This window comes from Pirellulales bacterium, from assembly GCA_036267355.1.
Lineage (GTDB): Bacteria > Planctomycetota > Planctomycetia > Pirellulales > DATAWG01 > DATAWG01.
Genome location: DATAWG010000125.1, coordinates 29,014 through 40,875 on the forward strand (window position 1 = coordinate 29,014; position 11,862 = coordinate 40,875).

7 protein-coding genes are annotated in these 11,862 nt (G+C 60.0%); all 7 read left to right on the forward strand.

All coding sequences use genetic code 11. The features are described 5' to 3' along the window. Nucleotides 1-51 precede the first annotated feature (51 nt). The 7 genes from VHX65_19610 (at nt 52) to VHX65_19640 (ending at nt 11,769) form a co-directional block, all read left to right on the forward strand. Complete coding sequence (locus VHX65_19610) at nt 52-825, forward strand: cytochrome b N-terminal domain-containing protein (protein ID HEX4000765.1); 774 nt, start codon at nt 52-54, stop codon at nt 823-825. A 139-nt stretch (nt 826-964) separates the two neighbouring features. Next, on the forward strand, nt 965-2,311 hold the full coding sequence (locus VHX65_19615; protein HEX4000766.1) for a hypothetical protein: 1,347 nt from the start codon (nt 965-967) through the stop codon (nt 2,309-2,311). A 101-nt stretch (nt 2,312-2,412) separates the two neighbouring features. Beyond that, complete coding sequence (locus tag VHX65_19620; protein ID HEX4000767.1) at nt 2,413-7,374, forward strand: hypothetical protein; 4,962 nt, start codon at nt 2,413-2,415, stop codon at nt 7,372-7,374. A 196-nt stretch (nt 7,375-7,570) separates the two neighbouring features. Further along, nucleotides 7,571-8,353, forward strand: coding sequence for a hypothetical protein (locus VHX65_19625; protein ID HEX4000768.1), 783 nt, complete (start codon nt 7,571-7,573; stop codon nt 8,351-8,353). A gap of 50 nt (nt 8,354-8,403) precedes the next feature. Then, nucleotides 8,404-9,234, forward strand: a complete 831-nt coding sequence (locus tag VHX65_19630) for a hypothetical protein (GenBank protein ID HEX4000769.1) — start codon at nt 8,404-8,406, stop codon at nt 9,232-9,234. Between the two features lie 23 nt (nt 9,235-9,257). Continuing rightward, complete coding sequence (locus VHX65_19635; protein ID HEX4000770.1) at nt 9,258-10,166, forward strand: hypothetical protein; 909 nt, start codon at nt 9,258-9,260, stop codon at nt 10,164-10,166. Between the two features lie 115 nt (nt 10,167-10,281). Next, nucleotides 10,282-11,769: a cytochrome c gene (locus VHX65_19640; GenBank protein HEX4000771.1), complete on the forward strand. Its 1,488-nt coding sequence runs from the start codon at nt 10,282-10,284 to the stop codon at nt 11,767-11,769. The last annotated feature ends 93 nt before the right edge of the window (nt 11,770-11,862 follow it).

An 11,862-nucleotide genomic window follows, 5' to 3' on the forward strand; every position in this document is an offset into this window, starting at 1 on the left:
ATTTCCGATCCCACCGATGGCAAGTTCGATCCTCTAGAATAAAAAAATCGCATGGCCCTGGGCGACACGATTCGCAATTCGCAGCTTTGGAAAAGCGTCTTTCGGCATCCGATGCCGGTCGACCGCCGCAACCGCATCGTGGTGATGTTGACCAACTTCTTTTTGCACCTTCATCCGGTGTCGGTCAAGAAACAAGGAATTGCGCTAAGCTACACGTGGTGCATGGGGGGCGTCACGTTTTTTCTGTTTCTGGTCGAAACCGTAACCGGCGTGCTGCTGATGTTTTACTACCGCCCGACGTTGGAATGGGCCTATCAAGACATGCAGGCATTGCGCGCCGTCACCAGCCTCGGCATTCTGCGCGAATTGCATCGTTGGGGCGCGCATGCGATGGTGATCACCGTCTGGCTGCACATGTATCGCGTGTTTCTCACCGGCAGCTACAAACCGCCGCGCGAATTCAATTGGGTGGTGGGCGTGATTCTGCTATTGCTGACGCTACTGTTGTCGTTCACCGGGTATTTGCTCCCCTGGGATCAATTGGCGATTTGGGCGATCACGGTCGGCTCGAACATGGCCCGGGCCACGCCAATTCTGGGCCACGAAGGGCCGCTGCACCAACTGCCGAAATTGGCGGGCATTGATATGATCACCAACGGTTCCGACGCCCGGTATGCGCTCTTGGGCGAGCGCAACGTGGGCGAGGTGACGCTGAATCGATTTTACGTGTTGCATTGCGTCGCGATTCCGCTGGCCGTGTCGCTCCTGTTGGCAATCCATTTCTGGCGGGTGCGCAAAGATGGCGGCATCAGCGCGCCGCTGTAGCTATGCGGCACGCGGCGTAAATGACGAATGACGAAGAAGGTTACAGACTTAAGGCTACAGACGACAGGACGCGCGGCGTCCGTCCTTGCTTCGTGCCTCAAGCCTATAGCCTCAAGCCTGTAGCCTCTTGGACCTTAGCATGCTGTTCGCCACCGTGGATCCCGATATCAACGTCACGTCGATCGCCGGCGGACTGGGGATTTTCTATCTCCTGCTGGCGACGATGAACGGGGTGATGGCCCTCTATCTGTGGCAGAAGGCCAAGCGGCCGCAGGCGGCGCTGGTGTGGACGATCATCGCCGTCGCGTTCGTGATCATGGCGCCGCTGGCGATGAGCGGCGATCCGTATTGGGTTCCGCAACGGCCCTATTGGTTCAAAGAATTGAGCATGCTGCTCAGCGGCAAGACCGGGGCCGTGGTCTATAGCCTCGGCACGACGCTGATGCTCGTCGTCCTGTATGTCTTCCGGCGATTTTTCGTTCAGCCGCTCGTGGCTTGGAGCCTGCTGAATGCGGCCCTTCTGCTGATGGGCCTGTGCGCGGTCGACAAGAATTTCCAGGCGATCGTCACCAAGCCCGACAATGTGCCGATCGTCGCGCTCGTGTTTCTTCTTGGATTTTTCACTTGGCTGGGTACGGCCAAGGCGGTGAAAAACGACGATCGCATCCGGCAGGGCTTGCCGCCGCTGGAAAAGCTCGACGACGAAAAGGTGTTGGTGTGGCCCGACCTGGTTTACACCGAATTGATCTGCATGATCGCGATCACGACGTTGCTCTTGGTGTGGGCGATTTTGCTCAAGGCGCCGCTCGAAGCGCCGTCGAATCCGTTCAAAACGCCGAACCCGTCGAAGGCCCCGTGGTACTTTTTGGGCCTGCAAGAAATGCTCGTCTATTTCGATCCGTGGTACGCCGGCGTGGTGCTGCCGAGCCTCGTGATCTTCGGGCTGATGGCAATTCCGTTCTTGGATTTCAACAAGCTTGGCAACGGCTACTACACGATCGAGCAGCGCAAGTTCAGCTATCTCGTGTTTCAGCTCGGCTTTTTGGAGCTGTGGGTGACGCTGATCATCTTGGGCACGTTTTTGCGCGGCCCGAATTGGAACTTTTTCTCGCCGCTGGAGCGCTGGGATCCGCACAAGGTCGAAGTGCTGAACAACGTCGATTTGTCGCAATATTTTTGGATCGGCCTGCTGGGCAAGGCCCTGCCTCACGCGCCTGCCGGCAGCAGCGCCCTGACGGAATTAAGCTTCATCCTGAAGCGCGAATGGCTGGGGATTGCCGGGCTGGCGGTGTATTTCGTCGCCTTGCCGCCGCTGATGGCCACGACCATCTTCCGCCGTATGTTCGTGAAGCTCGGCTTCCTGCGCTATATGTTGATGTCGAACCTGTTGCTCTTGATGCTCACGTTGCCGCTAAAGATGGTTCTGCGTTGGACGCTGAACATGAAATACATCGTGCATATCCCCGAATATTTTTTGAATTTCTGACCGCCGATCGCTCAATGTAGCAGGCACACGCCGTGTGCCGTCTGCCGTGGAGCCCGGCAAACGGCGCGCGGAGCGTGCCCGCTACGCAAACCAGATACCCCATGCCTGCAAACGAACAAACTTGGCGCGACTCCAAGCTGATGCACACCGTCTTCGCGGTCTCGGCCGTGCTGATGTTGTTGGCGACGGTTTGGATGATGGGCGACGACAACGATCGCCCGTGGAAAGACTATCAGCGCAAATTTAATAATCTCGATCTCTGGACGACCGACGCCCGAATCACCGAACAGCGCTCGTCGGAATATGAGGCGAAGCTCGAGCAACTGGAACAAGCGGTCAAGGACGCGCAGGCGATTTTTACCGTCAGCGATGAGGCCGCGGCCCGAGAGTTCGTTCGACTCGATCGCCAGTTCACCGACGAGATGGCTCAATTGGTGAAAGACGCCGACCGCAATTTCCCGGTGACTCGCGACCAGGCGACCGATGCGCAAATCGTCCGCGATGCGGCCAATTTGTTGAAGGTCAAGGACGCCGACGCGATCCGCCGCGACCGGGAAGAACTGCTCAAGCGAATGAACGATGTGGTTTCGCACTACACGTTTCGCGAAGATCATTTCACCCAAGAAACCAAAGACAACAAGGCCGAGTTGAGCGCTCGGCAGTCGGAATTCGACCAATCGGTCGGACAAATCCCGCCCGGCCAGACGGAATCGCAGCGGCACGAAGTGCTCGCCCGCCGGCAGGCCGCCGTCGACGCCGCGCAGCGCGAGGCCGACATCTCGACCGCCCTCAAGGACAAAGCCACCGCTCAACGCAAGGAAATGGAGCGCGTTCGCGGCCTTGTAACCGCCGCGGAGGACAATGCGAATGACGCCGTTGCCAAACACCGAACGAACGTGAAGCAATTGACGGGCACGGCCGAAGAGCACGCCATGAATTTCGGCAAGGAATTGGTCGAGCTACCGGTGCTCGACGCTTTCAACAGCCCGCTGAAAATCGACAATCGCTGGCTGCCGGATCTGCCCTGGAACAACAATTTCAAGGAAGTGGCGCGGTTCGACCGCTGCGGCACGTGCCACCTGGGCATGACGAAAACACAGCCGGGCTCGGCCATCGAGCCGGCGTATCCGAAAATGCCCGACGAGCCGCAAAAATTCGTGCTCGCCACGCCGGCAAAGGCCCCGCCGGCGGCCTCTGGAAAAGACCGGCCGACCTTGGAATCCGTCTACGGATTCACCTTGGCTCCCCGCGGCGCTCTGAATGCCGACGATGTGACGATCTACGCCGTCTATCCGCGCACGCTCGCCGCTGCGGCCGGCTTGATGGGGGGCGACGTGATCGCGGCAGTCGGCGATGGCCGGGTGATGCATCCGCAGCAGGTGGAGCATTATTTGCTCGAAACGGTAACCTGGGGGCAACCGCTGACGCTCTCGATCCGCCGCGGCGTGCCGCATCCTTATGCCAGCCATCCGCGATTGGATTTGTATCTCGGCAGCTTGAGCCCGCATCCGGTTGATAAGTTCGGCTGTTCGATCTGCCATCAAGGGCAAGGGAGCGAAACGTCGTTCAAATGGGCCACCCACACGCCGAACGATCTCATTCAAGCGGGAAAATGGACGCAAGCCTACGGTTGGTTTCGCAACGAGAATTGGACATGGCCGATGTTCCCGAAACGGTTCGTGGAAAGCGGCTGCCTGAAATGCCATCACGACGTGATCGATCTCGCTCCGAGCGCGAAATATCCTGATCCACCCGCCCCCAAGCTGATCGCCGGCTATGAAACGATTCGCCGCTACGGTTGCTTCGGCTGCCACGAGATCAATGGCTATGCCGGCGCCGAGAAGCGCATCGGCCCCGATCTGCGCTTGGAGCCGAATTTCTACGCCGCCGCCGAGCAATTGAGGAACGATCCCGGCTTGGCCAAGCTCGACAAGCATGCTCCCGAATGGGCCGACGACGTCGCCCAGCGCGACGACACCTACGCCCGGCATCGCTTGTATGAATTGGTCGCCGCCGACGCGCGAAAAGCGAAAGCCGCCCAAACCGATAAAAATGCCCCGAAGCCGGTATTGCGGGCCGATTCACATCGGCTCGAATCCGTGTTGAAAGATGTCGATCAGCCGGGCACGCAGCGCAAGGTCGGCCCCAGCCTGCGGCATGTGGCCAGCAAGTTGTCCTACGATTTTCTGGTGAGCTGGATTGCCAACCCGCAGAATTTCCGCCCTGGTACGCGCATGCCGCGGTTCTTCGGCCTGTGGGACCATTTGGATGGCGCGGGCCTGGCCGAGTCGAAGCGGCTCGAGCCAATCGAGATTCGCGCTGTGGCGGAGTATCTGCTCAAAGACAGCCAGCCGTTTGAATACGCCGAGCCGCCGAAGGGAGTGAAGCCCGTTGCCGATTTGGACAAAGCGGGCCGCGACGCCGCCATCGCTCGAGGCAAGCATGTTTTCGAAACACGCGGCTGCCTCGCCTGCCACAGACACGTCGATTTCCCGCAGGCCCATGAAGAGCAGGGCCCCGATCTATCGCGGATCGGCGCCAAGCTGGCGACCAGTCCGCACGGGCGAGAATGGCTTTATAGCTGGGTGCGGAATCCGAGCCGCTACCATCAGCACACCTTCATGCCCAACTTGTTCCTCGAACCGATCAAGGATTCCAGCGGCACGCAGACCGACCCGGCCGACGATGTGACGGAATTTTTGATGACGTCGCAGCAAGGCTGGAAACCCGAGATGCAACTGCCGGAAACAATGACGGCCGGCGACGAAAAATCGCTCAGCGATTTGGCACTCTTGTATCTCTCCGACAAATTCCCGGTCGAGACCGCCCGGCGATATTTGTGGGACGGCATCCCGGCCAGCCAGGGATACGGCGTGATCGGCGACGAAGCCGTGATCGTCAATCCCGAGCCGCCGCCGCCGGCGGGCGCGAGCGGCGCGGCGCACGGGAGCAACTTGTCGGGAGCCGAAACGGCAGCCGGCGAAAAGGCGGCGAACGAAAAGGTCGTCGGCGAATCGCCGGCCAACGAAAAAGCGGTCGAAAAAGCGCTCGAGCAATCCGAGGCCCAAAAGCAGGCTGGCCGCGTCGGCGCCGCGGAAGTGAAAGAAGAATCGCCCGACCACAAGCGCCGCCGCTTGGCCCGCACGATGGAATATGTCGGTCGCCGCACGATCGGCAAATACGGCTGCTTCGGCTGCCACGACATTCCCGGCTACGAAGACGCCAAGACGATCGGCACCGGCCTGGGCGATTGGGGCCGGAAAGATCCGGCCCGATTGGCCTTCGAAGAAATCATCGAATACGTGACCCATCATCCGAATGGCTTGCATTCGATGGGCGGCCCGGGAAGCGGCAAGCCTGCCGAGATCAAAGCCCCCAACGGACAGTTCGGCCAAACGGTGAATGCCGCCACGACCGCCTTGCCCGATCCCAACGCCGCCGCCCCCGGCACGATCGGCCGGCAGCCAATCTTGGCCGATGTGCCCCCCGCCGAGGAGCGCGACCTATCGCTCGAAGATCTGCCTAAGAACATCGGGTTTTTCATGAACGAGCTCCTGGAGGAGGATCGGACCGGCTTTCTCTGGCAAAAACTCCGTGCGCCGCGCAGCTTCGATTTCCGCAAGACCGGCGAACGGCCCTACAACGTCCGGCTCCGCATGCCGCAATTCACGTTTGCCGTGGATCCGAACGAGAATCAGACGAAGATCGAGCAGGTGATGACGTTCGTGCTCGGGCTGGTGTCGGAGCCGCCGCCGGCTGCCTACCTCGCCAAGCCGGATCCGCAAGAAGCGGCGATCGTGGCCGGCCGCAAGGTGATCGAGAAATACAATTGCACCGGTTGCCACACGCTTGAAATGGAGCGTTGGCTAATCCGCTATAAGCCCGACGATTTCGAGAAAGCGCCGAAGCTGGTCGATTACGACTTCGAGATTCCGCATTTCACGCCGAAGGAAATTGCCGATTCGAAGCTTACCGATCGCCGCGGCGACATGAAGACGCAGCTCGCCGGCATTCCGGTAGTGAGCGATCGGGATGGCCAGCCGGTGCGCTACAACGAAGACGACGACGTGATTCAACCGGGAGATGCCCCGTCGAAGGTTTATTATCGAATCGTGCTCTACGAAAATGCGCTCGTCGACGGGCAGCCGCGAGCCGTGAACACGCATCTGAAAGTGGCAGCGGATCAAATCGTCAGGAACTATCCCCCGCTGGGCGGTGATTTAGCGCGGATGCTGTTCCCGGTGGTGCTGGCCGACGAGGCCAAGACAAATCCGGCGGTGCGCAAGCAGGCCGATCAGGCCTGGGGTTGGCTGCCGCCGCCGCTGTTGGGCGAAGGGCGGAAGGTGCAAACCGATTGGCTGCACGATTTCCTGATGGATCCATTCCGGATCCGCCCGGCGGTCGTGCTACGGATGCCGAAGTTCAACATGTCGTCGGACGAAGCGAGCACGTTGGTGCATTATTTCGCCGCCCACGACAACGCCGAATATCCGTATGAATTCGATTTACGGAGCCGGGCCGACCATATCGAGCAGATGGAGGCCCAGCATCCGAATTATTTGGAAAGTGGTCTAAAGATCGTCACCGACAACAACTACTGCGTGAAGTGCCATTTGGTCGGCGATTATTCGCCGGGCGGCAGTCCGAAGCAGATGGGTCCGCGCTTGGACCGGGTTCATAGCCGGCTACGGCCCGACTACCTGCAGCGCTGGATCGGCGACCCGGCGCGGATTTTGCCGTACACGATCATGCCGGTGAATATTCCGCCCGACAAGCCGATCGATCAAAAACTGTTCGCCGGCTCGAGCGAAGACCAGTTGGACGGATTGGTGGACCTGCTGGCGAATTTCGATCGCCTGGCGGAATCGCAGCTTTCGATCAAGGCCCGCGTGAAACCGGCAACGCCGGCGCCCACGGCGCCTTCAGGAACATCGCCATCGGGAACATCGGCCGCGAAATCGGCGACGACGCCTCCGCCCGCCGGCAACGAATCGCCGGTGGTTCCCGGCAGTTCGACAACGCCGCCGGCGAAACCGCCTGGCACTGGTGACAAAGAGCCCTAGTCGCGGCGCGGGCTGCGGATTATGACATGGGGATTGCGTACAGAACCGAACAAGTTCATGGCCGAGGGTGGAAAGCCCTCGGCTTGAAAACCGCCCTGCGGTCGCTCGTTTCACCTGGGAACGAGGGCGACGCTTGGCATGTCCCGGCACCGAACTCGGACCGTTTCGGCCGCCGGATCCCTTGGAGATTGCAACCATGCCGCGAATTCTGCGAAATCTGACGTTATTGGCGATGCTCGGTGGTCTTTCGTTGGCGGCAAGCGCTGCTCGGGCCGCCGAATGGGGCTCGATCAAAGGCCGGTTCGTGTACGACGGCACTCCGCCGGTTCCCGCCAAGCTCGATATCAACAAGGATCAGGCGACTTGCGGCGGGCATAACCTGGTGGATCAGTCGCTCGAAGTTGGCCCGACCGGCAGCATCGCCAATGTCGTGGTGTGGTTGCGAGAGAAGAAGGTCGCGGTGAATCCCGAATACAAGAAATCGGACGCCGACAAGGTGACGCTCGACAATCTCAATTGCCATTTCATCCCGCATGTCATCGGGCTGCGGGTCGGACAGACGCTCGTGATCAAGAATTCCGACCCGATCGCCCACAACACGAAGATCGACGGCTTGAACACGCAGGTCAATCCGCTGGTTCCGTCCGGGCAATCGGTCGAGGTGCCGATCGACGCTCCGGAAAACGTGCCGGCCCCGGTGAGCTGCAGCATCCACGGCTGGATGCACGCCTACATGGTGGTGCGTCCGAATCCCTATTTCGCCATTTCCGACAAGAACGGCGATTTCGAAATCAAAAACCTGCCCGCCGGCGATTTGGAGTTCCAAGTGTGGCAGGAGAAATCGGGCTACGTCACCGATGCGATCATCGGCGGCCAAGCGACGAAATGGACCAAGGGCCGCGTGAAATGGACGATCGAGGCCGACAAGACGACCGATCTCGGCACGATGAAACTTGCGGCGGATCAGTTCAATAAATAGTTTTCGCGCCGCAGCGGTGTGACAACGAGTTTTGTGTGGTAGCGCACCTTATGACAACGAACGCAGCCAAGTTGTGCTTTCTCCGCAGCGCGCTGGGCGCGTTGGTGGCGCTCGCATGCTGCGGCGCGGTGACCGCGCAAGTTGCCAGGCTGGGCGACGGTCCCGGCGCCGTGAAGGACAAATGGGGCTCGATCAAAGGCCGGTTTGTTTACGATGGCAAGGTGCCGGCGCCGGTGAAGATCAAGGTGCCGGGGAATATCAACCAACTGGGCGGGGCGTTCTGCGGCAAGCTTCCCCTTGTGCAGGAAGACCTTGTCGTTTCCGCAAGCGGCGGCATTGCCAACGTGGTGGTTTGGGTTCGAAATAAACGGCTGAAAGTGCATCCTGACTATAAAAAAACCGCCGGCGATACGGTGGTGCTCGACAACAGCAACTGCCATTTCGTGCCCCATGTCGTCGGTGTGCGGGTCGGCCAGACGCTCGCGATCAAGAACTCCGATCCAATCGCCCACAACACGAAGATCGACGGTTTGAACACACAAGCCAATCCGCTCGTGCCCAGCGGCCAAACGGTTAACCTGCCGATTCTTGCTTCCGAAAATCTTCCCGCCCCGATGAGTTGCAGTATCCATCCTTGGATGAACGCGTGGCTGATTGCCAGACCGAACCCCTATTTCGCGATTTCGGATCAGGACGGCAATTTCGAGATCAAGAACATGCCGGCAGGCGATATCGAATTCCAGTTCTGGCACGAACGGGTCGGCTACCTCGGCGACGTGGTCGTCGGAGGGCAGCCGACGAAGTGGCCGAAGGGCCGCATGAAGCAGACCATCAAGCCGGATACGACGGCCGATCTGGGCACGATCAAAATCAAATTGTGAAATAGCGAACCTAGAGGGTTAGGATGTCGACGCGTCGTTTTTGTGATTGGCGAATCTGGGCACTGCTCGGCGCGCTGGCCATTGCCGGCTGTAGCCATGAAGTCGAAATCGGGCCGCTGGCCAATGCGTCGGAAGCGGGTGCGATTCGGCAAAAGTTGGTCAGCGCCAAACCGGCGAAGAATGCGAGCGCGGAAATCGGAGCCGAGAAGACCGCGGAGGCCAAGAAATTCGACGGCTGGGCCACGCTCAAAGGCCGGTTCGTCGTCGACGGCGCGGCCCCGCCCGAATTGCCGATCCGCCCCACCAAGGACCAGGAAGTGTGCGGGGCGCATCCGCTCTTCAATGAATCGATCGTGGTCGGCAAGGATAAAGGCCTCGCGAATGTCGTGCTCTATGTCCGCACGCCCAAGGTGCCGATCAACGACGAGTATAAAAAAACCGCTGCCGACAAAATCGAACTCAACAACCACAATTGCCGTTTCCAACCGCACGTGCTCGGCATCCGCGTCGGGCAGACGCTCGAGGTGAAGAATTCCGATCCCGTGGCGCACAACACGAAGATCAGCGGCGAATCGCTGCAGTTCAACCAATTGATTCCGGTCGGCACGTCGCTGACGTTGCCGATCGATAGCGCGGAGTCGCAGCCCGCGGGCGTGGCGTGCAGCATCCACGATTGGATGAGCGGCCGGCTGCTGATTCGTCCCGATCCGTATTTTGCGATCACGGATGATTCGGGCCGGTTCGAGATTCGCGATCTTCCAGCCGGCGAGTTGGAGTTTCAGGCGTGGCAAGAAGCGATCGGCGGCCTGGGGTTGAACCAACCCGATTTGAAGTGGGATTCCAAAGGCCGCTTCAGCGTGACGTTGCACAATGGCGAAGTGAAGGATTTGAAGGATATTCCCGTTCCGGCGGCGTTGTTTCAAGGTCGCTAAGTAACGTAGCAGGCACACTCCGTGTGCCGTCGGCGCACCGCGGCGCGCCACGCACGGAGCAGCACAGGCGGCACACGGAGTGTGTCTGCTACCTTTCGAGCAATCAGAAGTTCCGATGAATCGATCGTTACGGCGGATTTCGTTGGCGGCGGGTTTTTCGCTGCTTTGCTGCGCGATGCTGACCGGCTGCGGCCGGTCGGAAGCGGAGTTTCGTCTCGACCTGATCGAGGCCAAGAAGTGCAAGGTTTCTCCCCAGCAACAGCAGCAGATCGCCGATATTCTGCGGGCGATGTTCGGCACCCCCGACGATCCGTTCGTGCTGCCGCAAACGGGGCTCGATCTGCAAAAGATTCAAATCGCCTCCGGTCCCGTACACCGCGATGCCGAGAGCGGGCCGCGCGGCTTGTTCCGCGAACATTGCATGCATTGCCACGGAATCAACGGCGACGGGGCCGGGCCGACGGCCGCGTTCTTGAACCCCTATCCGCGCGATTATCGCCGCGGCTGGTTCAAATTCAAATCCACCCGCCGCGAAGACGAGCCGACCACCGAAAACCTATTGCGGATCGTCACCGGCGGCATTCAAGGGACCGCCATGCCGGCCTTCCGGCTCTATCCCGATGTCGATCGGCTAGCGCTTGTCGAATATGTAAAATATCTGAGCATGCGCGGGCAGATGGAATTGGCCCTCGATCGCTGGGTGGCGAACAATACGACGAAGCCGACCGACGCGGTTCCGAGCGATCCGAACTCTCTGCTGAACCTCTTGGGCCCGATCGCCGAGCAGTGGAAAGAGCCGGTGCAGGTCGCGGTGGATGATCGGCCGGAGGACATGAAGTTCGACAAGATCACGGACGTGATTGCGCGGCAGCGGGCCGAGGATCGCTCGATCGCCATCGGCCGGGCGATGTTTCTCAACGAAAAGCCGGGCGAAATGAAATACGGCAGCGAGACGATCAAATACATGGGCGCCGGCTGCTTTAAGTGCCATGGCCCGACGCAATTGGGCGACGGCCAAACCACCGACTACGACGATTGGACGAAGGAAGTGTGGGACAAGGTAACGTGGAAGTACGGAGTCTCGTTGACCGACAAACCGCCGGACCATCCGCTACCGTCGGGCCACACGCCACCCGTCCTCGAATCGGAACTGCCTTCCCTCGGGGCGCTGCCGGAGCGGCACATCATTCCGCGGAATTTGCGGTTGGGCGTGTACCACGGCGGCCGCCGCCCGCTCGACATCTATTATCGCGTTCATGAGGGGATCAAGGGCGCCCCGATGCCGGCCAACACCGATTCGCTTTTGACCGCGGAGGAAAAGACGCAGTTGCAGAAAGTCATGGCCGATGCGAACGCCAAGGCCAAAAAGATTCCCGAGTTGCAACCCGACGACGACGATACCGACGAGCAGGCGGCCATCAAGCGGCACAAAAAGGAAGCGTATATCGCCAAGATCGTGGATCCGGTGCGGGAAAAAATTCTCGCTCCGCGAATCTGGCACCTGGTGGATTTCGTGTTGTCGTTGCCCTATCAGCCGGGCGGCGAAATGGGTGTCGATTATTCGCTGCCCGACACCGCAGCAATCAATTTGCCGTCACGTTGAGCGTTTCGATCGCCACCGGCTTTGTCAGTGTGAAGCGCGTTCGGGCAATTTGACGAAACCGGCAGAGCCAGTGGCACGCGGTTTAGTCCAGCG

Bases quoted from the DNA above. Each gene is read 5' to 3' on its own strand.
- VHX65_19630 (HEX4000769.1), top strand. From the start codon at position 8,404: ATGACAACGAACGCAGCCAAGTTGTGCTTTCTCCGCAGCGCGCTGGGC.
- VHX65_19610 (HEX4000765.1), top strand. From the start codon at position 52: ATGGCCCTGGGCGACACGATTCGCAATTCGCAGCTTTGGAAAAGCGTC.
- VHX65_19635 (HEX4000770.1), top strand. From the start codon at position 9,258: ATGTCGACGCGTCGTTTTTGTGATTGGCGAATCTGGGCACTGCTCGGC.
- VHX65_19615 (HEX4000766.1), top strand. From the start codon at position 965: ATGCTGTTCGCCACCGTGGATCCCGATATCAACGTCACGTCGATCGCC.
- VHX65_19625 (HEX4000768.1), top strand. From the start codon at position 7,571: ATGCCGCGAATTCTGCGAAATCTGACGTTATTGGCGATGCTCGGTGGT.
- VHX65_19620 (HEX4000767.1), top strand. From the start codon at position 2,413: ATGCCTGCAAACGAACAAACTTGGCGCGACTCCAAGCTGATGCACACC.
- VHX65_19640 (HEX4000771.1), top strand. From the start codon at position 10,282: ATGAATCGATCGTTACGGCGGATTTCGTTGGCGGCGGGTTTTTCGCTG.